The following is a 24,001-nucleotide window of genomic DNA, read 5'->3' as shown; positions in this document are numbered from 1 at the left end:
TTCTGTAGAGTAGGGCGGCTTGTTATTGCGGGTCGCCGTTCAGCAAGGCGGAGACGCCCTGACGGTAGCGCTGTTCCAGTGTTTCGCGGCTGGTGGCGTCAACTTCGAGGTTGCGCAGACGTCCGTCCAGAATGCCGTAAACCCAACCGTGCAGCGTGACTTTCTGGCCGCGTTTCCAGGCCGATTGCATCACGGTGGAGTGGCCGAGGTTGTAAACTTGTTCAACCACGTTCAGTTCACATAACTTATCGAGGCGCTTCTCTGGCGACAGTTCGCCCAGCAGGGAACTGTGTTTGTACCAGATGTCCCGGATATGCAACAACCAGTTATTAATCAAACCCAGTTCAGGGTTTTCAACCGCCGACTGCACACCGCCACAGCCGTAGTGACCGCAGATAATCACGTGTTCGACTTCCAGCACGTCGATAGCATATTGCACAACGGACAGGCAGTTAAGGTCGGTATGGATGACCAGGTTGGCAACGTTACGGTGAACAAACAGTTCGCCCGGTTCCAGGCCGGTCAGGCGCTCGGCAGGAACACGGCTGTCAGAACAGCCAATCCACAGGAAACGGGGTTTTTGAGACTGGGAAAGCCGCTCAAAGAAACCAGGATCTTCATCAATCATGGTTTTGGACCAGGCTGCGTTATTAGCGATGAGTCTTTCTATGTCGTTCATGGAGGTTAATAGCCTGTAGCGAGCTAACTGCGATGGGGTAATATAGGGCAATGCCCCGACTTTTCAAGCTGATTCGGCATCTCCGTTTACTCATTCTTACAACAGGGTTTTCACAAGAAGGTACGCTCCCTTTATGAATTATGCATTGGAACTGGAAAAGTTAACCAAAACTTACGCCGGTGGTGTACAGGCTTTGCGTGGAATCGATCTGCGCGTCGAAGCTGGCGATTTTTATGCCCTGCTTGGGCCGAACGGTGCGGGTAAATCCACCACCATTGGTATCATCAGTTCACTGGTCAACAAGACTGCCGGCAAAGTGCAGGTGTTTGGCTACGACATCGATAAAGATATCGTCAATGCCAAACGTCAGCTCGGGCTGGTGCCGCAGGAATTTAACTTCAACCCGTTTGAAACCGTCATGCAGGTGGTGGTCAATCAGGCCGGTTATTACGGCGTGCCGCGTCCGCTGGCGCTTGAGCGTGCAGAAAAATACCTGACGCAGTTGGATCTCTGGGGCAAACGCAATGAGCGTTCGCGCATGTTGTCCGGCGGGATGAAGCGCCGTCTGATGATCGCCCGTGCGCTGATGCACGAGCCCAAACTGTTGATCCTTGATGAGCCAACGGCAGGGGTCGATATCGAATTGCGTCGCTCCATGTGGGGCTTCCTGAAAGAGCTGAACGCGCAGGGCACCACCATCATTCTGACCACACACTATCTGGAAGAAGCGGAAATGCTGTGCCGTAATATCGGCATTATTCAGGGCGGCCATCTGGTGGAAAATACCAGCATGAAAGAACTGTTGTCGAAGCTGAAATCCGAAACCTTTATTCTGGATTTAGGGACGAAAAGCCCGCTGCCGGTGCTGGAAGGTTATCGCAGTAAGCTGACAGACACGTCAACGCTGGAAGTGGAAGTGATGCGCGAGCAGGGACTGAATTCCCTGTTCAGCCAGCTGAGCAAGCAGGGCGTGCAGGTATTGAGTATGCGTAACAAGGCGAACCGTCTGGAAGAGCTGTTTGTCACGCTGGTGAACGGCAGCGAGGAAAAGAAATAATGTCGCAATTGTATTGGGTGGCACTCAAAAGTATCTGGCTGAAAGAGATCAACCGTTTTGGTCGCATCTGGATCCAAACACTGGTTCCGCCAGTCATCACCATGACCTTGTATTTCATCATCTTTGGTAATCTGATCGGCGCACAGATTGGCAATATGCATGGTTTCACCTACATGCAGTTTATCGTGCCGGGGCTTATCATGATGGCGGTGATCACTAACTCCTACGCCAACGTGGCCTCGTCGTTCTTCAGCGCCAAATTTCAGCGCAATATTGAAGAACTGCTGGTAGCGCCGGTGCCGACGCATGTCGTGATCGCCGGTTATGTCGGCGGTGGCGTGGCGCGCGGGATCTGCGTGGGGATCCTGGTTACGGCGATTTCATTGTTCTTCGTACCGCTGGTGATCCACTCCTGGTGGATCATTGCGCTGACGCTTCTGCTGACCGCAATTTTGTTCTCGCTGGGCGGTTTGCTGAACGCCGTGTTTGCAACCACGTTTGACGACATCAGCCTGATCCCGACCTTCGTGCTGACGCCGCTGACCTATCTGGGGGGCGTGTTTTACTCGCTTTCCCTGCTGCCGCCCATCTGGCAGGCGATTTCCAAGCTGAACCCGATCGTCTACATGATCAGCGGTTTCCGCTACGGTTTCCTCGGGATTTCTGACGTGCCGCTGGTATTTACCATGAGCGTGCTGGTGGCGTTTATTGCGGTGTTCTACTTGCTGGCGTGGTATCTGATCGAACGCGGCAGAGGTTTACGTAGTTGATTTTTCTGTGCTCCCTCCCCCTTCGTGAACTGAACCCCTAAACTTGGACACCAGGTTAGTGCAGGGGGAACATTTGAGTCCGGTAATCTGCTGGACTCATTCCACCCAACTTCATCTTTATTCTATCGTGGTTATAGTAAGCGACATACGCTTCTATCGACTCAGCCAGTTTTTCCCTGCTCTCGAACTTATAACCGTGGAACATCTCCGTCTTCAACACCGCAAAAAAGCTTTCCATTGCGGCATTGTCATAGCAATTGCCTTTTCGCGACATGCTCTGTCTTATCCCTGCCTCTTTGAGCCTTTTTTGCCACGAAGGCATCCTATATTGCCAGCCCTGATCGCTATGTAGAATGGCTTTTTTTCTGACGTAACCTGATGTAAGTAAATCATTTAGCATCTTTTCAGTCAGCTCGAAAGTCGGCCGCGTACCTATACTCATCGCGATGATTTCTGCATTGTATAAATCCATGACCGGCGATAAATACAGTTTATCCCCGCCCACATTGAACTCGGTAACATCCGTCACCAGCTTTACCCCCGGTCCGGAGGCGTTAAATTTCCGTCTCAGCAGATTGGGCGCTGGCGCCATCCCGATATCGTCCTTATAACTCCGGTATTTTTTAGGCCGCACCCGCGCCTGTACATCCATTTCCCGCATCAGGCGGAACACCTTTTTATGATTGACCCGCACGCCCTGATTGCGCAGTTCTAACGTGACGCGGCGATAGCCATAGCACCGCTTGTGGCGGACGGCCAGTTGCCCGATGGCGTCACATAACGTCACGTCATCCCCGGCTTGCTCCCGCGATTGCCACCAGTACCAGGTGCTTCGTGGCAACCTCGCAGATTTCAACAGATCCTGGAGACGGTGTTCTCCGATTAATGCCCTGATGGCGTGGATTTTTTCTTCCGTTCTGTTTTTGACTTCATCAGGGCGTCGAGCTTTTCGTTGTAAGCGCGTTCAGCACGCAGATAGCGCACCTCTTCCAGAAGCTCGGCAGGCGTCATGTCTTCAGGCTTTATCTCAGGTTTTTGCGTTTTCTGCGCCATGTTATTCCTCTCTTTCAGAGCTGGAAAAGCTGAGTTTTTAGCAGCCAGGATCCAGCGTTTGATTGTCTGATAATCAGCAATATTAAATCGGGCGGCGGCAGAACGCATAGAAAGATGTTCGCGAAGAGTCACATCGACGACATGAGCACGAAACTGTTCGGAATAGATGCGAGTCGCCTTACGAAAAGCCTGCTCACCGTGAAATTGATAGGCAGCAGTCCATGCACGAAGTGAGGATGCCGGAACGTGATATTTGCGGGCGGTAATTTTGAAGCCATCGTGGCCGTCAAGATAGTGCCTGACGGCTATCATTTTGATTTGAAAATCGTACTTCATACTAAACTCCGAATGAGGATTAAAACGTCCAACATTCGGGGTTCAGTTCATCGCAGGGGGAGGAGCAAAACCAAAATCAGTTCAGGTTTTATTGCAGCCGAGTGCGAAACACGATTAGCTGCCTCCCCTGCGAGGGGAAGGCGTATTATCAGGCCACCTGAACCGGCACGGCTTTGGCGGTGCGTTTCAGCTGGTTTTCACCCTCGAAATAGGCCACTTTCGGCTGGTGCTGGCGGGCCTGTTCATCTGACATCTGCACATAAGAACAGATGATCAGCAGATCGCCGACACAGGCACAACGCGCTGCCGCGCCGTTGACCGAAATAATACGCGAACCGCGTTCTGCCGCGATGGCGTACGTCGAGAAACGCTGACCGTTATCAACGTTATAAATATCAATTGCTTCGTATTCCAGAATGCCTGAGGCATCGAGAAAGTCCTGATCGATGGCGCAGGAGCCTTCGTAATGCAAATCTGCCTGAGTGACGTGAACCCGGTGCAGTTTGCCTTGCAGCATTGTACGTACCATTGCGTGTGACCCTTCGTGCGTAAAAAGTCTGGGGATACGCCGGTCGGACAGTCTAAAATTCCGAGGTTTTCCGGCGGCCAACATAGTTGCCGATTTGACCTGCGCTGTCTACTGCGTCAGATCAACCTCCTGATTGTCAATCAGTCTGGCTTTACCCAGCCAGGCCGCCATCAGGATCACCGCCGATGTGCTGTCGACGGACAATTCCTGCAAGGTTTTCGCATCACGGATAAACAGTTCGTCTGGCGTGAAACCTGCTTCGCGAAGTTGTTGCGCGGTTTCCTGCAGCATTTCGTCGATATGACGCTCGCCCTGGCTCAGCCGTTCAGCCAGCGCATTCATGATTTTGTTCAACTGTGGCGCGAGTTTACGTTCCCCGGCAGTCAGATAGCCGTTACGTGAACTCAGTGCCAGACCATCTTTGGCGCGCACAATCGGCACGCCCACTATCTCAATATCGTAGCCCATGTCTTCCACCATGGTGCGCAGCAGCGCCAGTTGCTGGAAGTCTTTCTGCCCGAAACAGGCCACCTGCGGCTGCACCAGATTGAACAGTTTGCTGACGATGGTGGAGACGCCACGGAAATGCCCCGGACGGCTCGCGCCTTCCAGAATGGTGGAAATCACCGGCACATCGACCTGCGTCTGGGTCGCCAGACCTTTCGGATACACCTCCGCCGGTGACGGTGCGAACACCAGATCCACGCCGCGTTTGTTCAGCTTCTCGCAGTCTTCCTGCAAAGTACGCGGATAACGCTCGAGGTCATCCGGGCGCTCGAATTGCATCGGGTTGACGAAAATGCTGACCACGACCACATCGCCGCGGGCTTTGGCTTCCTCCACCAGCGTCATATGGCCTTCGTGCAGATTGCCCATGGTCGGCACCAGCGCGATACGTTTATTGTTCTTGCGAAAATCCCGGATTTCGCGACGCAGCAGCGCCACGCTGTCAATTATCAACACCAGCCTTCTCCCGATTATTTAAAGGAATGTTCTTCACCCGGATACACGCCTTGCGCGACCTGATCAACATACAGACGGACTGCGCTACGAATATCACCCGCTTCGCTGAGGAAGTCTTTGGCGAATTTCGGCGTGTGGCCGCCGGTAATGCCAAAGGCGTCATGCATCACCAGGATCTGGCCGTCGGTGACATTACCCGCACCAATGCCGATCACCGGAATGCTCAGTTCTTCGGTGACGCGACGCGCCAGATCGACCGGCACACATTCGAGTACCAGCAACTGCGCACCGGCTTCTTCTAGCATCATCGCGTCTTTGATCAGCTGATTCGCGGCCACTTCATCGCGCCCCTGCACTTTATAGCCGCCAAAAATATTGACCGATTGTGGCGTCAGCCCCAGATGGCCACAGACAGGCACGGCGCGTTCGGTCAGCATTCTGACCGTATCACACAGCCAGCCGCCGCCTTCCAGTTTAACCATGTTACCGCCTGCGCGCATCAGCACCGCTGCGCTCTCAAAGGCTTGCTCCGGCGTGGCGTAACTCATGAATGGCAGATCGGCGAGTAACAACGCGTGTGGCGCGCCACGGCGTACACAGCGCGTATGGTAAGCAATTTCTTCTACGGTGACCGGCAGCGTGGAGTCCTGGCCCTGAACGACCATGCCCAGCGAGTCGCCGATGAGCATTACAGAGATGCCCTGTTCAGCAAACAGCTGTGCGAAACTGGCGTCATACGCGGTAATGGTCGCAAATTTATGTTTTTCCTGCTTCCATTGGCGAAGCTGGCTCAGCGTGGTTGGTTTCATGAACACGTTCCTTTGAATAATTCATCGGATGAATATGATGCCAGTATTCTACTGTATGAGCCGAAAGTCAGACAGTAAGTTCGACAGGTGGCTGGTTAATCAGTGTCTTAAGAAGTGATTAAGAAGCGTCGGCTATAATGGCAAAAACGGAGGGAACCATGCGAATTCTGTTAGTTGAAGATGACAAAATGATCGGTGACGGCATCAAAGCCGGGCTGGCGAAACTGGGTTTTACGCTCGACTGGTTTACCGACGGGCTGACCGGCAAGGCCGCACTCGGCAGCGCGCCTTACGATGCTGTGATCCTCGATTTAAGCCTGCCGGGCATGGACGGTATGCAGCTTTTGCGCGAGTGGCGAAAGGCTGGCAGGGATACACCGGTGCTTATCCTTACCGCGCGTGATGCGCTGGAAGAGCGCGTCAGCGGATTGCAGGCCGGTGCCGATGACTATCTGTGTAAGCCGTTCGCGCTGGTGGAAGTCGCCGCACGGTTGCAGGCGCTGATCCGCCGTCGCCACGGGGTGATAACGCCGAAAGTCACCCACGGTGCTGTGGAATTTGATCCCGCTGCCCGCAGTGTGACACTCAACGGAGAAACCGTGACGCTGACACCGCGTGAAGTCACCGTGCTGGAATTGTTTCTCAACAACAAAGGCCGCGTGCTGGCGCGTACGCTTATTCAGGAAAAGCTCTACAACTGGGACGACGAGGTCAGCAGCAACGCGGTGGAAGTGCATATTCACCATCTGCGCAGCAAACTCGGCAAAGGCTTTATTCGCACCGTTCATGGTGTGGGGTACACGCTCGGGGACGAGATAAAACCAGGCCAGGGAGGGGAAGGGTGAGGCGGCTTAATAAACTGAAAAAACTGCAGAATCTCAGCCTGCGTCTGCGTCTTATCCTGCTTTTTTCCCTGCTGGCGCTGCTGACCTGGCTGATTGCCAGCGGCGTGGCGTGGCATCAGACCCGCAAACATATCAATGAAGTTTTCGATACCCAGCAGATGCTGTTCGCCAAGCGTCTGGCCGCCACCGGCTTAGGCGACCGGCTCAATCTGCAAAAAGACACTGAGCTGCCGGACACCAAAAAAATGGTCCGCAAAGGATCGCGCGGCCACACCGATGATGACGCGCTGACATTTGCCATCTTCAATCGTCACGGGCAGATGTTGCTCAATGATGGTGAGAATGGCAAACGCATCCGTTTTGACGGTGACACGCAAGGGTTTAACGATGTCGGGCTGAGAGGGGACAGCGACGCCTGGCGTATGGTCTGGCTGACCTCGCCGGACGGGCAATATCGCGTTGCCGTCGGGCAGGAACAGGATTACCGCAATGATATGGCGTGGAGCCTGGTGAGCGGACAACTGACGCCGTGGCTGGCCTCTCTGCCTGTATTATTGCTGGCGCTGATTATCATGGTGACGCTGGAACTGCGGCCGCTGCGACGCGTGGCGGAAGGCTTGCGTCAGCGTTCGCCGGAAGATGCCACGCCCATCGAGACGCATCAGTTGCCCGGTGAAGTGTTGCCGCTGGCAGATGCGCTCAATTCCCTGTTTGACCGCACCCGTGAAATGCTGGTGCGCGAACGGCGGTTTACGTCTGATGCCGCACATGAGCTGCGCAGTCCGCTGGCGGCTTTGCGTGTGCAAACCGAAGTCGTACAGCTTTCCGGCGATGACAGTGAGATGCGCGAACATGCGCTGGAAAATCTGACGACCAGTATCGATCGCGCCACGCGGCTGGTGGATCAGTTGCTGACGCTTTCGCGGCTGGAAAGCTTTTCCACGCCTGAAGAGCTGGAGCGCATCGACTGGCCGACGCTGATCGCGCAAAGTCTGGCAGAGCAGGATTACCGCGCGCACGGTAAAGGCATTGAATTACGGTTTGAGGAGCAGGGAACGTCGCCCGCAATGCGTGGCCAGTCGCTGCTGCTTTCGCTGATGGTGCGTAATCTGCTGGATAATGCCATTCGCTATTCTGCTGCCGGAACCTGTGTCACGGTGCGGCTCGATGAGCGGGGACTCACGGTGGAAGATCAGGGGCCGGGCATCAGCGCCGAACATCTGGCGAGGCTGGGGGAACGTTTTTACCGGCCACCGGGACAGGAACAAACCGGCAGCGGATTGGGGATTTCCATCGTACAAAGGATCGCGCAGTTACATCATCTGAACGTTGTTTATCACAATAAAGCAGAAGGCGGGCTGGAAGTGCGGGTCAGTCGCTGAGCGAATTACCATCGGGTCAGACCGTTAAGCGGCACGCGGGCGAGCAGGCTTTGCAAGGTTTCACCGTCAGGGAACACCAGTTCCGGTGCCAGATCGGCCAGCGGGTACAGCATGAACTCGCGATTTTTCATGTCGTAATGCGGTACCGTTAAACGTTCTGTGTTGATCACCTGATTGCCGTAAGTCAGCATATCGAGATCTAACGTCCGCGGCCCCCAGCGTTCAGCTTTGCGGACGCGTCCCTGATTTTGCTCGATCCCTTGTGTGCAATCGAGCAACTGTTCCGGTGGCAGCAGCGTATCGAGCGCCACCACCGCATTCAGATAATCAGGTTGATCTTGTGGCCCCAGCGGTTTACTGCGGTAAAACGGGGAGGCGGCCACAAATCGGGTGCGCGGCAGATGTGCCAGCGCCTCCAGTGCGCAGTTTACCTGGTCAAGCGGACGGGCAAGATTACTGCCCAGAGCCAGGTAAACGCGGATCACTGACCGCCGTCCTTACGCGGAGCCCGTTTGCGCGGACGGCGCGGACGTGCACGGCGTGCCGGTACAGCGTCGTCACCCAGCGTACCGAGCATGCTTTTCTGTGATGCCGGTGTCGCTTCCTGGAACTCACCCCACCATTGCGCCAGGCTCTGTAGCTCGCGGTGCTGTTCTACTTCAGCGCGCAGGACCAGTAAATCATACGCCGCGCGGAACTTAGGATGCTCCATCAGCTTGTGCGCACGTTTGCCCTGACGACGTGACAGACGCAGTTGCAGCGCCCAGATATCACGTACCAGCGTGGTAATACGTTTCGGAATGGCCAGCGTACGGCATTGCTCATCGAGCACATCATTCATTGCCAGTGCGAAGGCGTCGTAATAGGTCAGTCCGCCTTCCTGCGCCAGTTTCTGTGCATGTTCAATCACCGGATACCACAGCATCGCAGCGAACAGGAACGCCGGATTGACGCGCTGATCGTTATGCAGACGGTGGTCGGTATTTTTCAGCACCTGCAGCAGAATATGTTCCATCGGGCTGTCACCCTGCTCAGTAAACTGGCGGGCAATCAGCGGAAACAACGGCTGGAAGAGCTGGTATTCGCAAAGCTTTTTATACGTCTCTAAGCCGTAACCGGCCTGCAACAGCTTCAGCGACTCTTCAAACAGACGTGCTGGCGGAATTTCCTGTAGCAGCGTCGCCAGGCGCGGAATTGGCCCGGCTGTTTCCGGGCTAATTTTCATGTCCAGTTTGGCCGCGAAACGTACCGCGCGCAGCATCCGCACCGGATCTTCACGATAACGGGTTTCAGGATCACCGATCAGGCGGATGATGCCATTTTCCAGGTCACGCAGACCGCCGGTGTAATCGCGCACGGTGAAGTCTGCGACGCCGTAATAAAGGCTGTTAATGGTGAAGTCACGGCGCTGGGCGTCGTCTTCAATGGTGCCGAAAATGTTGTCACGCAGCAGCATGCCGTTCACGGCCTGCTGGGATACGTTTTTATCATCGGTTTCTTCGTGCTGTTCGTGGTGACCACGGAACGTCGCCACTTCGATGATTTCCGGGCCAAACATGACGTGGGCCAGACGGAAACGACGCCCCACCAGACGGCAGTTGCGGAACAGCTTGCGTACCTGATCCGGTGTAGCGTTGGTGGTGATGTCGAAATCTTTAGGTTTTTTATCCAGCAGCAAATCACGCACGCCGCCGCCGACCAGGAAGGCTTCAAAGCCAGACTTGTTCAGGCGGTACAAGACTTTCAGGGCGTTTTCGCTGATATCACGACGAGAGATGTTGTGCTCATCGCGGGGAATAATGGTCATCGCACGGGTTTCACCGGCGTAATCGAATGAAGGTCGCGGTTTCTGTATGTGTTCGACAGAAGGGCGCGGAGCGCGCTGTTCATTGCGCGGGTTGCGGTCAGTGCGCGGGTCGTTATTACGATCACCCCGGCTATCGCTGCGTTCACCACGAGGCGGATAAGATGAAGAAGAGCGGCGGTTGTTGTTATTGCGGCGCTCGCCTCTGTTCGCATTGTCTTCCCGACGGCCGCGATTCTCACGACGTTCAGGATTGTTTGCCTTCACATTGCCTTCGGCTACAGGAGACGGATCACGACGGGAATTTTCCTCGCGATTAGGTTCTCCATGAAGCGCGGCTTCGTCATGAACAGCCTTTTCTTCACGAACGACTTTATCTTCACGAACTAGCACCTTACGGCAAAAATTGGCTACTCGGGTAAAAATGGTACACCTCGATAGTGACGGAAAAAATTGGCGTGACGCAAAAACAGCGGCTAATCATAGCTTACGACAGACGCTTTGAGAATGCCGAAGTCACATCTGCTGCGCATTAGCGCTCTGACGGGGTATCCCCGACGGCGTCCAGTGCGTTGTCGCCCAGCGTAATAATAAAGGTAAAGTGTAATCCTGCCAGTTTTCCGGCAGCGTTTGCCCTAAAAATTTCAGTGCGTTAATGATAACCGGCCGCGGATCGCCTGCCGGCAGCGGTGGTGCGTGATTCTGCTTGGAAAGCTTATCGCCCTGCGCATTCACCGCCAGGGGTAAATGCAGATATCCCGGCTGCGGATAACCCAGATGCCGGTACAGCGAAATCTGGCGCACGGTCGGTTCAATCAGATCCGCACCGCGCACAATGTGATTCACGCCCTGAAAATGGTCATCGACCACCACCGCCAGATTATAGGCAAACAGCCCGTCGCGGCGGCGGATAATAAAATCTTCTTCGGCCAGTTTATGGCTGGCCTGCAAATGCCCCTGAAAATCATCGTCGAAACCGTACACGGGCAGCGTCTGATGCAGGCGGATGGCTGCATCTTCCTGGCTAAGTTGCAGGTCGCGACAGTGGCCGTCATAGGTGCCACCGATCTGCGCAATACGCTGGCGGGTGCAGGTGCAGTAATAACTTTTTTGCTGCTGATACAGCCAGTCCAGCACCTCGCGATAAGCGCCGTGACGTTTTGACTGCCAGAGCACGTCGCCATCCCATTCCAGTCCGTAACGTTCCAGTGTTCTCAGGATTCGGTCAGCAGAACCGGGAATTTCCCGCGGCGGATCGATATCGTCGATGCGTACCCGCCAGGTGCCGTTTTGCGAACGGGCGTGCAGATAGCTGCCAAGCGCGGCAATCAGCGAACCGAAATGAAGGTCACCGGAAGGTGAGGGGGCGAAACGGCCTGTGTATTTTTTTTGCGGCATAAGAATGGGGGACAGCGTTAAAAGGGAACGCGGTGCATGACGCACCGCGTGGAACCCCGGACTTAGCCAGCCATCTGCTTTTCGCGGATTTCTGCCAGAGTCTTACAGTCGATACACAAATCAGCGGTAGGACGAGCTTCAAGACGGCGGATGCCAATCTCAACGCCACAGGAATCGCAATAACCGAAATCCTCGTCTTCCACTTTTTTCAGTGTTTTTTCAATCTTTTTGATCAGCTTACGTTCACGGTCACGGTTGCGCAGTTCGAGGCTGAATTCTTCTTCCTGAGCGGCACGGTCGACCGGATCAGGGAAGTTTGCGGCTTCATCCTGCATGTGTGAAACGGTACGATCGACTTCATCCCTGAGCTGATTGCGCCATGCTTCAAGAATCTTTTTGAAGTGAGCCAGCTGAGCGTCGTTCATATACTCTTCGCCCGGCTTCTCTTGATACGGCTGCACCCCAGCGATAGCGAGAATGCTCAAGGACGACGTCTTACGGGTTTGGCCTTCTTGCATGATGCTTCTCCTACATAACACGCACTATGTTCATCCACTTTTCACATTCCGGCATGGCCGCAATGTGCAGGCTTCGAACATTTCGATCCCCAACGGGGGAAAAAATCAGGCCGCTATAAATAACAGAAGGCAACGAGGTTGGCAATTATTCCTCGCAGGTGCTTGACAAGCCTGTGAGGAAAAGCGTATTCGCGACCGGTTTTTTATGCCGCCGACAGGGTATTACAGGGTTATCCGAACGTTTTATGTTCACTGATTGACAGTGTCAGCAGCGGTACTCTTTTTGTGAGGCGCATACCCTCAGCAGAAAGTTCAGCACCGTAGCACATCACTTCAACACCCTTGTTTTGTACATACTTCAGTAAATCGGTATAACGCGGATCAATATGGTGTGCAGCGGATACGCTTTCAATACCTGAATGTAAAACAGCAAAGAAAAGTACTGCGCGCTGCCCTTGCTCTGTCATTGACTGTAACTCGCGTAAATGCTTCTGACCGCGCAGAGTGACTGCATCGGGGAAGAATCCCAGCCCCTCCTGCAGCAACGTGACAGATTTCACTTCAATATAGCAGTCAGGTTGATTTTCTGCCTGTAACATCAAGTCTATACGGCTGTTTTCGGCGCCGTATTTTACTTCGGTCGTTAATTTACTGTAACCGGATAATTCCGGTATTCGCTGTTCATTGATCGCTTCGCGTACCAGCTGATTGGCCCGCAGCGTATTCACGCAAATCCAGTGCTTTTGTTGGGTTTCGGTCAGCTCCCAGCTGTGCGGATATTTGCGTTTGAGATTGTCCGAAGTGGAATACCAGACGGTGTCGCCGGGTGTCGCACAACCGGTCATCGCGCCGGTGTTGGCGCAGTGCAGGGTCAGTTCGGTGCCGTCTGGCGTGATCACGTCGGCAAGAAACCGTTTGTAACGTTTGATCAGCGTGGCCGGTTGAAGCGCAGGCTCGAAGTCCATGAAAGTTTCCGTGTGAAATGCTCTTGTTAAAAAGAGGGCTAAAAGGGATCAGGTTTCCTGCGCATCGCCCAGCGGCCAGGTTTGCAGGCAGTGATAACGGGGGCGTCCCCGCTCAAACAGGGATTCGTACAAACTGAATTCTGTGGCGTCCAGTTGCCAGCCAGGTGTGGCCGGAGGAACCGCGACCGGACGGGTCGCGCTGCGGTACAGCGACACATGCGGATGAAACGGCAGTGTACTCTGGTGACACCCGTTACGCGCTGCGTGTGATCGCAATACGGACGCCAGTTGTAACAGTGCATTCGGCGCGCGCTTTGTCCCCATCCACACGACGCCGGACCCCGGCCAGTGGCCGATATCATCGAGTTGCAGGCTGAATTTTTGCGCCTGAATGCGCCCGGCGACGCCGGTCAGTGCCCGGACTTTCAGATCACTGATTTCGCCCAGAAACGCCAGCGTAATGTGCAGGTTAGCGGCAGCCACGGGGCGGCCAGTTTCCGGCGGGAAGTTGTCCGCACGCCACTTAATCACCTGCTTTTGCATTTTTGCGGGCAGTGATAAGGCGAAAAACAGGCGGCGTTCGGCAGACATAGCGTTTCCTGTGAAGACACATCACGGCAACATGCCGGATTAGGGGCTAAATGCTACAATGCCCGCCGTTTAAAGTTAACTCTCATGGAGAATTCATTGTCTTCTTTGCCGGTCAGCGCCGTACTCGAACCGCTTTTAGCCGCATTGCAACAGGCGTCGCAGGTCCTGCTGCTGGCACCGACCGGTGCCGGTAAATCCACCTGGTTGCCGTTGCAGTTGCTGAAACAGGCCAATCTGCCGGGCAAGATCCTGTTGCTTGAACCGCGCCGTCTGGCGGCAAAAAACGTCGCTTTCCGTCTGGCACAGCAACTGGGCGAAACGCCGGGGCAGACGGTGGGATATCGCATGCGTGCTGAAAGCAAAACCAGCGCGGCGACCCGCCTTGACGTGGTGACCGAAGGCATTCTGACCCGCATGGTACAGGCTGATCCTGAACTGACCGGTGTGTCGATGGTGATCCTCGATGAATTCCATGAGCGCAGTTTGCAGGCCGATCTGGCGCTGGCATTATTGCTTGATGTGCAAAATGCCCTGCGCGACGATTTAAAACTGCTGATCATGTCGGCCACGCTCGACAACCTGCGTTTAGCGAACTTGCTGCCGGATGCACCGGTGATTGAATCCGCAGGCCGCAGTTTTCCGGTGGATCGCCAGTACCTTTCCCTGGCCACGCATGAACGGCTGGACGAGGGCGTGGCGCGTGTTGTCAGCCGTCTGATGAGCGAAAATCATGGCTCGATGCTGCTGTTTTTACCGGGCGTGGCGGAAATCACCCGCGTACAAAATCTGCTGACCGGCAGGCTGGCGCAGGATGTCGATCTCTGCCCGCTGTACGGCGCGTTGTCATTAGATCAGCAGCAAAAAGCCATTCAGCCTTCGCCTGCCGGACGTCGCAAAGTGGTACTGGCGACCAATATTGCCGAAACCAGTCTGACCATCGAAGGTATCCGTCTGGTCGTCGACAGCGGTCTGGAACGCAGCGCGCAGTTTGACCCTCGCAGCGGCCTGACACGGCTGGTGACGCAACGTATCAGTCAGGCGTCAATGACCCAACGTGCTGGTCGTGCAGGGCGTCTGGAACCGGGCCTGTGCTGGCATTTGTTCAGCAAAGATCAGGCAGAACGCGCCAGTGCACAGGCGGAAGCCGAAATTCTGCAAAGCGACCTGAGCAGTTTCTGGCTGGAATTATTACAGTGGGGCTGTCAGGAACCGGCACAGCTACAGTGGCTGGATATGCCGCCGGTTGCCGCGCTGTCTGCCGCCAAAAACCTGTTACAACAGCTCGGCGCGACCGATGCGCGGGGCACGCTCACCGCTGCCGGACAACGTATGGCGCAGTTGGGCTGCGATCCACGGCTGGCGGCGATGCTGATTTCTGCGGCAGCACAAAGCCCCGATGCGCTGGCAACCGCGGCGCTGCTGGCGGCCATGCTCGAAGAACCCCCACGCGGCGGATTACCGGATATGGATTACTGGTTCAGCCGCCCGCAAGGCAACTGGCAGCGCCGGGCAAAACAACTGGCGCAGCGCACCGGCGGGAACGCCGGTGCGCCGGATGCCTCGCTCGCGCCGTGGTTACTGGCGCAGGCATTCAGTGACCGTATTGCCCGGCGGCGCGGCGACGATGGCCGCTATCTACTGGCGAACGGGCTGGGCGCATCTTTGCCGCAGGATGACGGATTAACCCGCGCGCCGTGGCTGGTCGCCCCGCAGTTATTGCAGGGCAACAACAGTCCGGATGCCCGAATTTTACTGGCGATGGCTCTGGATATCACGCAACTGCCGTCGCGTCTGCCCGGTGTCGTAAAAGAGCAGACGGCGGTGGAATGGGATGAAGAAAAAGGCACGCTCCGCGCCTGGCGACGCTGGCAGATCGGGCGTCTGGTGCTGAAAGCCAGTCCGCTGGCAAAGCCGGACGATGAAGAGCTGCAACAGGCGCTGATCGACTGGATCCGCACGCAGGGGTTGCAGGCGCTGAACTGGTCGGTCGCGGCGGAGCAATTGCGCGTGCGGCTGATGTGCGCGTCGAAATGGCTGCCGGAGGCTGAATGGCCAGCGGTTGACGAGCAGGCATTGCTCGACGGTTTAGAGCGCTGGTTGCAGCCGTCTTTGCAGAGTGTCCGTTCGTTAAAATCACTGCAACAGGTTGATTTACATGATGCCTTGTTAAGGCTGCTTGACTGGCAACAGCGCCAGCGTCTGGACAGCGCGTTGCCCACACATTACACCGTGCCGACTGGCAGTCGTCTGCCAATCCGTTATCATGCAGACCAGCCACCGGCGCTCTCGGTGAGGATGCAGGAGATGTTCGGCGAGCAGCGCAGTCCGCAACTGGCGGAAGGGCGCGTTGCTGTGGTACTGGAACTGCTGTCACCGGCGCAGAGGCCATTGCAGATCACCGCCGATCTGGCGGCGTTCTGGCTGGGATCTTATCGCGAGGTGCAGAAAGAAATGAAAGGCCGCTACCCGAAACATCCGTGGCCGGACAATCCGGCGGAGGCATTGCCGACGCGCCGTACCAAGAAGTCTTCAGCGCCATGATGAAATGTGCAGGGAAAGAACTATTTTTCAGACATTTCTTCTGGGCGAAACCTAAAGCGGGGCACAGAGTAAGCGCCTTGCGGCCTGAACTTCAGGCCAGATAGACTATCCTTTTGAAATATAGTGTTTTTTGAAATAAAAAATGAAAATGACTCAGCTAAGCAGAATCATTATGACGAACACAGCAGCACGTGGGGAGATTGACTGATGTCTGGCGATGATCGCGAGCCGATTGGCCGTAAAGGTAAACCTGCCGGGCGCAAGCCTGCGCGGGCTCGTCCCGTTCGTCGTAGCCGCCGGGATGACGACTACGAAGAATACGAAGAGGAAATCGATGACGAGTATGAGGATGATGATGACTACGAAGAAGAACGGGAGTCGCGCATGAGCCGTAAAGCCCCGCCGCGTAAAGCGAACAAAGGCGGGAAGAAAAGCAAGAAGCGCCGTCTGTTCTGGTTGTTAGTCAAACTGTTTGTCGTCTTCCTGATTTTGCTGGGGATTTACGCGGTTTATCTCAATAAGCAAATTCATGACCGCATCGATGGCGGTAAAGTCTGGCAGTTACCTGCGGCGGTGTATGGCCGTCAGGTCAATCTTGAACCGGACATGCAAATCAGCAAAGCGGAAATGGTCGGCTTGCTGGAAGGCACGCAGTATCGCGAAGTGACGCGCATCACCCGGCCGGGCGAGTTTACGGTTCACGCGAATTATATTGATTTGCTGCGCCGTCCGTTTGATTTCCCGGAAGGGAAAGAAGGGCAGGTCAATGCCCGCCTGATGTTTGACGGCAACAGCCTGTCAGAGATTAAAAACCTGGATAACCAGCGTGATTTCGGGTTGTTCCGCCTTGATCCGCGTCTGATCACCATGTTGCAGGCGTCTAACGCTAACGGGGAACAGCGTCTGTTCGTGCCGCGTTCCGGCTTCCCGGATTTGCTGGTCGATACGCTGCTGGCTACGGAAGACCGTCATTTCTATGAGCATGACGGTATCAACTTCTATTCTATCGGCCGTGCCGTGGTGGCTAACCTCACCGCCGGTCATGCGGTGCAGGGGGGATCCACGCTGACACAACAGCTGGTGAAAAACCTGTTCCTCACCAACGAACGCTCGCTGAGCCGTAAAGCGCGTGAAGCGGTGATGGCAATCCTGCTGGACGCGGATTACAGCAAGGATCGCATTCTTGAGCTGTATCTGAACGAAGTGTATCTCGGCCAGAGCGGTTCTGATCAGATCCGCGGTTTCCCGCTGGCAAGCCTGTATTACTTTGGCCGTCCGGTGAATGAACTGAGTCTGGATCAGCAGGCATTGCTGGTGGGCATGGTGAAAGGTGCCTCACTGTATAACCCGTGGCGTAACCCGCAGATGGCGTTGCAACGCCGTAATCTGGTGCTGCGTTTGCTGGTTGAGCAGAAAGTTATCGATCAGGAGCTGTATGACATGCTGAGCGCGCGTCCGCTGGGCGTGCAGCCGAAAGGCGGGGTGATTTCGCCACAGCCTGCGTTTATGCAGATGGTGCGTCAGGAACTGCAGGCCAAACTGGGCGATAAAGTTCAGGACATGTCCGGGGTGAAAATCTTCACCACGCTGGATCCGATTTCTCAGGATGCGGCGGAAAAAGCGGTCGAGGAAGGCATTCCGTTACTGCGTAAGAAAAGCGGCCTGAATGACATTGAAACGGCGATGGTCATTGTTGACCGTTATACCGGCGAAGTGCGGGCGATGGTCGGCGGCGCGGAAACGCAGTTTGCTGGCTTCAACCGTGCCATGCAGGCGCGACGTCAGGTCGGCTCGCTGGCGAAACCGGCGACCTATCTGACCGCGTTGTCTCAGCCGGATAAATACCGTCTGAACACCATTCTGGCTGACCAGCCGCTGACGTTGAAACTGGCGAACGGCCAGACATGGTCGCCGAAAAACGATGACCATCAGTTCCGTGGTCAGGTTCTGCTGGTGGATGCGCTGGCGCGTTCGATGAACGTCCCGACGGTCAATCTGGGGATGGCCGTTGGTCTCGACAACATCACCAAGACGCTGATTGATCTGGGGATCCCTAAAGAATCCCTGAACCAGACGCCATCCATGTTGCTGGGTGCCATTGCGTTAACGCCAATGGAAGTCGCGCAGGAATACCAGACCATTGCCAGCGGCGGCAACAAAGCGCCGCTGTCCGCAGTGCGCTCGGTGATTGCGGAAGACGGCACGGTGCTCTATCAGAGCTTCCCGCAGGCGATTCGTGTGATCCCGTCGCAGGCAGCGTATCTGACGTTGTATGCGATGCAGCAGGTGGTGCAGGAAGGCACATCCCGTGCGCTGGCGAACAAGTTCCCGAAACTGCATCTGGCGGCGAAAACCGGGACCTCGAACGAACTGCGTGACAGTTGGTTTGCCGGCATCGATGGCAATCAGGTGGCGATCACCTGGGTAGGTCGTGACAACAACGGCCCGTCCAAACTGTGGGGTTCTACCGGTGCGCTGGTACTTTACGGACGCTATCTGGAAAACGGCACACCGCAGCCACTGGATCTGCAAATGCCGGAGGGCATCAGTACGATGAATATTGATGGCAGCGGTAACTTTGTCTGTGGCAACAGCGGTGGCTTGCTGGGCGGAAGTGGCGCGGTGCGTTCAATTCCGGTCTGGACTGATTCACCGGACGCCATGTGTCAGGCGTCTGTGAGCGCCGTTCAGCAACAGCAGCAACAACAAATCCAGCAGCAACAGCAACAACAGCAGCCATCCGGGCAGCAACAGCAACAGCCTCAGGATGAGAAGAAAGACAGCAACGGTGTTGCGGGTTGGATTAAGGATATGTTCGGTTCAGGTAATTAAGTTCAGCCAGAGCCGATGAGTCATAAAGAGCGCGATGAGGATCGCGCTCTTTTTTTGGCTATAAAAAAAACAGCCTAGCTCTGTCTCTTATACACAAATCCCCGGCCTTACTGCCGGGGATTTTTTTGAACTTTCTCCTCCGCTGGTGATCTTTCTTAGTATTCATCGCATTCCTCCGCTGAAGTCGAAGGCACCTATCCAGAGTGGTCCTGCAGGATGAATCGATGAGGAAAAACTCACGGATAGAGGAAAGCGAGGAAAAAACAGGTTAAAAAGCAGTAGGAAAAGTTGAGTTCCCGGTTGATCGAATAAATGCGAATCGCTGATCGAACTTCGATGCCAATCCATGTTCGAATAGAGCGAAATACGCAGTAAGGGAACCCGGTCGACAGGAAAATATCAAAAAGCGCCAGCCCTCTGACTGATTTTCCCTGATGAATACCCGTATATAGAATGTTAAAGGATCAACATATGACCGATAAAGCCGGGGGAAAAACAGCCCGTGTCCCGTTGCATTTTCGTTTTCCGGTAGCAAAAAACGAAAAGGGCGGCGAGTTTGCACACTGCGAAGAATTTCTTGACCATCTGGACAACAGCGAAGCCGGGGGATTCTGGCCCGTGGGCCGTAATGGTTTGTGGCACGGTGCTATCCATATCACCCATGCGTCCGCCCCGTGGTGTGCACTGAGCAGCCCCTCAGTGGCAGAGCAGGAAAGTCACCCGACCCCGTTCACCGGGCAGCAACCGCTGCGCAATATGGCGGACGGTGAAGTGGTTGCCTGCCGGGTATGCAGCGATCTGAAAGAAGCCAGCTGGTGGGGGAACCCCGTTCCACACGCCTGCTCTTTTGTGCTTATTCGCCACTATGTACAGCCAGGTGAAACGACGCAAAGCGGCCTGACGTTTTACACGCTGTACATGAACCTTGCGCCCTGGAGTGCCTACACAAACGACAATGCGCATAACTGGACCGTTAACTGGCCTTCGGGGTTAAAGTCTTTTGCGGATAAATCCAGAGCCTGGCAAACGGGCACCCTCCCTCGCGGAACAAAAATCACCTGGGACAATACCGACCCGGCGCTGAAAAGCGACGAGGGCGGCACCGTGATGGGGCTCGTCACCCTGCAGCAGAATGTGCACACAGCGGATATGGATTTACAGAGCGGGGATAAAGTCTGGATATCCGTCAGGGATGCCGCCAACCTTAAGCCTGAATTTAGCGGGGCGAAGCGCCCCGTTTGGTGGGAAACGCTGCTGCCTCTCCACCAGCATACGCTGGAGCTGGATAAAGTGGTTTGCCCTGACCCTGTCCCGGTTAAAGCGGGTGATGCTATTGGTCATCTGGGTTATCTGGGCCATCTGTCAAACAGCCGCTTCTCGATGAAGCATAAAGGGCAGTATCAGGTACATATCGAGTGCTTCACGGCGGATGACAATCTGGCGCATTTCCTGACAAACCCGGAGCAGGTGGGCAATGATAAACCCGCCTGGCTTAAATTTATTCCGGGCGTGACTGCTTACGATTACAGCGACTGGCCTATGAAGTTTGAACCCCGCAAGGCACCGAGCACACTGGATGCGGTGCAACGGCTGGCAGATGAGGCCCGGAGTGCAAAAGACGGTCATACAGGACAGCTTTACTGGTGCTCGGGCCAGAAAATGGACTGGATACGGGATGAAGACACGAAAAAACTCTCCCGTTATGACCTTGCCGGTCAGGGTTTTGAGCGGGTGGATATTCCCACCACCGGCTTTAAATATCTGGGTGAGAATCGCTCACGCAAAGGTTTTATTCATAAGCTGATGGAAGTGCTGCATTTTGCTTCTAAACAGGAGCAGCGGACGAAATACGGGGCGATGGAGTATGAGTATGAGCGATTCCTGCGGGATATTGATGCCGACAGGGAATATGACCGCCATCATATTCTGAGCTGGTTATATGTGCCGATGCTGCGCCATTCCCTGAACAGGCTGATAATAAAGCATACCAGCGCATGGGCCTATTTCAGCCATGCCATGTGGGAAGAAGAGCATCTGAGTGACTACCGTAAAAATGAGCCTGGTGAAGCGGAATACTGGGACTCTGTGCTGAAAAATGAGGTATGGATGCCCGACCTTGATAAGTCGAAGGTGAATCTTCCGACGGAATTATGGCATATGCATCCGATAATGTTCCTGGATGCCATCAGTGCGCCAAAAGCCAGCGGATGGGCGCATTCACCGTTTGCGGATTTGCTGGGGAATGTTGAATCGAAAAATGACTATACGGCGTATAACCGAACATGGCCGCATCCTCATCCCACACATGCGGAGGCACACTACAAGACGAATTTGACGTCAATGACGCTTGGTGAAGTTATGGATGCTCAAAAAAATCATGACATGTTCGCGACCGGACGTTTTCAGATAATAACACCGACTTTAAAAGAAGCGGTCGAAAAGCTTCAATTAGATACGAATGCGCTGTATGACGAGGCAATGCAGGATAAAATCTTTGAAGAATATCTCATTAAACTTAAGCGTGAACCTATTATTAATTATCTTGAAGGTGGTGGTAGCGTAGAAGATGCTATTTACGCTTGGGCAATGGAGTTCGCTTCTGCTGGGGTAAGAAAGGGTAAGATAATTAGTAAAGGACACACTGCTCACATTGAAGGTGTATCTTATTACTCTGGAGATGGTTTAAATAGATCCCATATCATGCCAGATGAGATGGTTTCAGTACTAGAGGTTTCAAAAAATGGGAAAAAATAAGAATATATCTTTCTGTCTATTCTTCTTGCTATGTTCGGTTATGGCAGATGCCAGAAGTATTGAAAGTGCAGTGTATATTAGCGAGGGACCTTTCGCGCAATCAGTATCTCTTAACTCAGAGCAAGAAACCTACTCAAGCTGGTGGAAAAAACAAATAAATTTACAATTGAATAAGCCCGTGAACTTTGCTGGTCATTACCGACTATTTGTTACCTCTGGAGGGCATGGTAGTGAATGTTTGCACGATTATTGGGTCTGTGGATGGGTTATTGACAAGTTAACGGGTAAAATTGTAGCTACACTCCCCCGATCTCCTGAAGGGGGAAATAGCTATGTTGAAGCGGTTGATGATGGTACTTCTACGGGGCTGAAATTTAAATATACCGCCAAAGAAAGCAGTGCAGAATTAACCATTCAAGGCCGGGCCGCTAACGCACCGCTACAGAGTGAGAATGGAGATTTTGAAGCTCCTGAATGTCGGTTGATTACGTATCGCTTTAATGGTTCAGACTTTGATAAAGTCAATGAAATGAGTAATGGCTGTAATTTGTCCGAGCCAAAAGTTATTTATGGACATTGATAGTAATATTTATTTTAGGAAGGACAAAATAAAGTAAAAAGGAATGTCACTGTTCCTTTTTACTTACAATTTAACTCTGCCTAAACTAAATCGTTCAATAATAGAACAATGATATGGAGAATTAATCATGCTGATGACCAAAGCCGCCTACGCCTGGCACAAAGGTGTAAGCCGTCAGACTGTTTACGACTGGATAGCCAGAGGGGAGCTTGTGCTGGTAGGCGGTAAAATTGACGCAAGCGTGACAGACCAGAAAGCGACAAATCAGTTTGTCATTCCCTGAACAGGCTGATAACAAAGCCCAGGCGCATATGGAAAACCTCCGGCTATGCCGGAGGATATTTATTTATCCCTTGATCATGAAGAGGCGATTAAATAAAAAAATCCGGTCAGTGCGGCACTCATTAAGTTTGAGAGTGTACCGGCCAGAATGACCTTCATGCCCATTTTAGCAATGTAGCTTTTCCGCGCGGGGACTAAACCTCCCAGTACGCCAATTAACGCCGCAGGCGCAGATAAATTAGCGAATCCGGCAAGCGCCATGGTGATAATGATTTGCGAGTATTCCGTCAGAGAATCTTTTAAAGGAAGAAAGCTGCTGTAAGCGACAAATTCATTAAGCACCAGTTTTTGCCCAAGCAAATTGCCCACCTGTAAAATTTCATGGCCCGGTACGCCTAACAGCCAGGCCACAGGGGCAAAAATATAACTGAAGATCAGTTGCAGGGTGATCCCATCAAACCCCAAAACACTGCATACCCATCCCAGCATTCCGTTAACCATGGCAATAAGAGCAATCAGAGCCAGTAACATGGCGCCGACATTCGCTGCCAGCTTTAAACCGCTGCTGGCACCATTTGTCGCCGCTTCGACGATATTAATTGGCCGTTCCTCGTCCGTGTGGGTAAAGGATATATCCGCAATCTGATCCGACTCTGTTTCGGGATACAGGAGTTTTGCCATCAGCAAACCTCCCGGTGCGGACATAAAGGCTGCCGCAACCAGATAACGTAGCTCAATGCCCATGCTGGCATAGCCAATGAGAACGGAGCCGGCGATAGAGGCCACACCGCCGGTCATCAGGGCGAAAAGCTCCGAGCGAGTCATTCTGGCGGCGTAAGGTTTCATCAGCAAGAAGACGTCGGTATTGCCTGCAAAGATATTGGCCGTGGCGGACATCGATTCTGCCGGACTGGTTTTCAGCAAAGCCTGAATGCCTTTACCAATAATACGGATCACCCATTGCATAATACCCAGATAATAGAGCACCGAGAAAAGGGCGGACATGAAGATAATGATGGGCAGTACATGGAATGCAAAAATGAAGCCGAATTTAAACTTCCCGATATCACCAAATATAAAATTGATGCCTTCGCCCGAATAACCCATCAGGCTGCTAAGTGAACCCGATATTTCAAATAAGGCTTTCTCGCCAGCAGGAAAAAAAAGAACAAAGGCCGCTAATGACGCCTGAATAATAAATGCGCCGATCACCGTGCGAAAATTTATCGCTTTCCTGTTTTCAGAAAATATAAGGGCTATAATAATCAACACCATCATGCCCAGTGCGACAAGGAGTATTTGTGGCATAGTAT

The 24,001-nt window shown here is 53.9% G+C and carries 22 protein-coding genes; 9 read left to right on the top strand and 13 right to left on the bottom strand.

Annotated elements, in window-relative coordinates:
• Window positions 1-22: 22 nt before the first annotated feature.
• Entirely contained in the window at window positions 23-679 is a 657-nt protein-coding gene (gene can / locus RAHAQ2_RS18110; protein WP_015698617.1) for a carbonate dehydratase, read from the bottom strand.
• Between the two features lie 133 nt (window positions 680-812).
• Here can and RAHAQ2_RS18105 point away from each other — a divergent pair, with 133 nt between their 5' ends.
• Entirely contained in the window at window positions 813-1,736 is a 924-nt protein-coding gene (locus RAHAQ2_RS18105; RefSeq protein WP_015698616.1) for an ABC transporter ATP-binding protein, read from the top strand.
• Entirely contained in the window at window positions 1,736-2,506 is a 771-nt protein-coding gene (locus RAHAQ2_RS18100) for an ABC transporter permease (protein ID WP_015698615.1), read from the top strand. Before RAHAQ2_RS18105 ends, RAHAQ2_RS18100 begins: the two co-directional genes overlap by 1 nt.
• Window positions 2,507-2,561: 55 nt before the next feature.
• On the opposite strand, the gene RAHAQ2_RS18095 is transcribed toward RAHAQ2_RS18100, so the two are convergent.
• The 5 genes from RAHAQ2_RS18095 to panB form a co-directional block, all read right to left on the bottom strand.
• On the bottom strand, window positions 2,562-3,389 hold the full coding sequence (locus tag RAHAQ2_RS18095) for an IS3 family transposase (RefSeq protein ID WP_238532073.1): 828 nt from the start codon (window positions 3,387-3,389) through the stop codon (window positions 2,562-2,564).
• Window positions 3,389-3,895, bottom strand: coding sequence for a transposase (locus tag RAHAQ2_RS18090; protein ID WP_015696340.1), 507 nt, complete (start codon window positions 3,893-3,895; stop codon window positions 3,389-3,391). The genes RAHAQ2_RS18095 and RAHAQ2_RS18090 overlap by 1 nt, the downstream gene beginning before the upstream one ends.
• A gap of 148 nt (window positions 3,896-4,043) precedes the next feature.
• On the bottom strand, window positions 4,044-4,424 hold the full coding sequence (gene panD / locus RAHAQ2_RS18085; RefSeq protein WP_015698614.1) for an aspartate 1-decarboxylase: 381 nt from the start codon (window positions 4,422-4,424) through the stop codon (window positions 4,044-4,046).
• 108 nt (window positions 4,425-4,532) lie between these two features.
• Entirely contained in the window at window positions 4,533-5,387 is an 855-nt protein-coding gene (panC, locus tag RAHAQ2_RS18080; RefSeq protein ID WP_015698613.1) for a pantoate--beta-alanine ligase, read from the bottom strand.
• A gap of 14 nt (window positions 5,388-5,401) precedes the next feature.
• The gene (gene panB, locus RAHAQ2_RS18075; RefSeq protein WP_015698612.1) at window positions 5,402-6,196 is read right to left on the bottom strand and encodes a 3-methyl-2-oxobutanoate hydroxymethyltransferase; all 795 of its coding nucleotides are present in this window, start codon (window positions 6,194-6,196) and stop codon (window positions 5,402-5,404) included.
• A 158-nt stretch (window positions 6,197-6,354) separates the two neighbouring features.
• On the opposite strand from panB, the gene qseB reads away from it, so the two are divergent.
• A complete protein-coding gene (gene qseB / locus RAHAQ2_RS18070) occupies window positions 6,355-7,041 on the top strand; it encodes a quorum sensing response regulator transcription factor QseB (RefSeq protein ID WP_015698611.1) in 687 nt (228 codons plus the stop codon).
• Window positions 7,042-7,064: 23 nt separating this feature from the next.
• Window positions 7,065-8,423, top strand: a complete 1,359-nt coding sequence (gene qseC / locus RAHAQ2_RS18065) for a quorum sensing histidine kinase QseC (RefSeq protein ID WP_193785529.1) — start codon at window positions 7,065-7,067, stop codon at window positions 8,421-8,423.
• Between the two features lie 5 nt (window positions 8,424-8,428).
• Here the strand turns inward: qseC and folK are convergent, their stop codons facing one another.
• From folK to thpR, 6 genes are all read right to left on the bottom strand, one after another.
• Window positions 8,429-8,908, bottom strand: coding sequence for a 2-amino-4-hydroxy-6-hydroxymethyldihydropteridine diphosphokinase (gene folK, locus RAHAQ2_RS18060; protein WP_015698609.1), 480 nt, complete (start codon window positions 8,906-8,908; stop codon window positions 8,429-8,431).
• Window positions 8,905-10,230 carry a polynucleotide adenylyltransferase PcnB gene (gene pcnB, locus RAHAQ2_RS18055; protein ID WP_037040330.1) on the bottom strand — a complete coding sequence of 442 codons (1,326 nt, stop codon included), beginning with the start codon at window positions 10,228-10,230 and terminating at the stop codon, window positions 8,905-8,907. Before pcnB ends, folK begins: the two co-directional genes overlap by 4 nt.
• Before the next feature lie 513 nt (window positions 10,231-10,743).
• Window positions 10,744-11,625: a tRNA glutamyl-Q(34) synthetase GluQRS gene (gene gluQRS, locus RAHAQ2_RS18050; RefSeq protein ID WP_015698607.1), complete on the bottom strand. Its 882-nt coding sequence runs from the start codon at window positions 11,623-11,625 to the stop codon at window positions 10,744-10,746.
• 62 nt (window positions 11,626-11,687) lie between these two features.
• Window positions 11,688-12,143 carry an RNA polymerase-binding protein DksA gene (gene dksA / locus RAHAQ2_RS18045; protein ID WP_013576943.1) on the bottom strand — a complete coding sequence of 152 codons (456 nt, stop codon included), beginning with the start codon at window positions 12,141-12,143 and terminating at the stop codon, window positions 11,688-11,690.
• Window positions 12,144-12,373: 230 nt separating this feature from the next.
• On the bottom strand, window positions 12,374-13,108 hold the full coding sequence (gene sfsA / locus RAHAQ2_RS18040; RefSeq protein WP_015698606.1) for a DNA/RNA nuclease SfsA: 735 nt from the start codon (window positions 13,106-13,108) through the stop codon (window positions 12,374-12,376).
• A 48-nt stretch (window positions 13,109-13,156) separates the two neighbouring features.
• Entirely contained in the window at window positions 13,157-13,699 is a 543-nt protein-coding gene (gene thpR, locus RAHAQ2_RS18035) for an RNA 2',3'-cyclic phosphodiesterase (RefSeq protein WP_015698605.1), read from the bottom strand.
• A gap of 96 nt (window positions 13,700-13,795) precedes the next feature.
• Between thpR and hrpB the strand changes: the two genes are divergently transcribed.
• From hrpB to RAHAQ2_RS25590, 5 genes are all read left to right on the top strand, one after another.
• Window positions 13,796-16,240, top strand: coding sequence for an ATP-dependent helicase HrpB (gene hrpB / locus RAHAQ2_RS18030; protein WP_015698604.1), 2,445 nt, complete (start codon window positions 13,796-13,798; stop codon window positions 16,238-16,240).
• Between the two features lie 207 nt (window positions 16,241-16,447).
• Window positions 16,448-19,072, top strand: coding sequence for a bifunctional glycosyl transferase/transpeptidase (mrcB, locus tag RAHAQ2_RS18025; protein WP_015698603.1), 2,625 nt, complete (start codon window positions 16,448-16,450; stop codon window positions 19,070-19,072).
• 471 nt (window positions 19,073-19,543) lie between these two features.
• Window positions 19,544-21,826 (top strand): hypothetical protein, encoded by a 2,283-nt coding sequence (locus tag RAHAQ2_RS18020; RefSeq protein ID WP_015698602.1) that lies wholly within the window; start codon window positions 19,544-19,546, stop codon window positions 21,824-21,826.
• A complete protein-coding gene (locus RAHAQ2_RS18015; RefSeq protein ID WP_015698601.1) occupies window positions 21,813-22,406 on the top strand; it encodes a hypothetical protein in 594 nt (197 codons plus the stop codon). Before RAHAQ2_RS18020 ends, RAHAQ2_RS18015 begins: the two co-directional genes overlap by 14 nt.
• Window positions 22,407-22,533: 127 nt before the next feature.
• Complete coding sequence (locus RAHAQ2_RS25590; protein WP_015698600.1) at window positions 22,534-22,689, top strand: MerR family transcriptional regulator; 156 nt, start codon at window positions 22,534-22,536, stop codon at window positions 22,687-22,689.
• A gap of 74 nt (window positions 22,690-22,763) precedes the next feature.
• On the opposite strand, the gene RAHAQ2_RS18010 is transcribed toward RAHAQ2_RS25590, so the two are convergent.
• Window positions 22,764-23,996, bottom strand: a complete 1,233-nt coding sequence (locus RAHAQ2_RS18010) for a NupC/NupG family nucleoside CNT transporter (protein WP_015698599.1) — start codon at window positions 23,994-23,996, stop codon at window positions 22,764-22,766.
• Between the last annotated feature and the right edge of the window lie 5 nt (window positions 23,997-24,001).

This window comes from Rahnella aquatilis CIP 78.65 = ATCC 33071 (genome assembly GCF_000241955.1).
GTDB lineage: Bacteria > Pseudomonadota > Gammaproteobacteria > Enterobacterales > Enterobacteriaceae > Rahnella > Rahnella aquatilis.
This window is presented reverse-complemented; position numbering and strand designations above follow the sequence as displayed.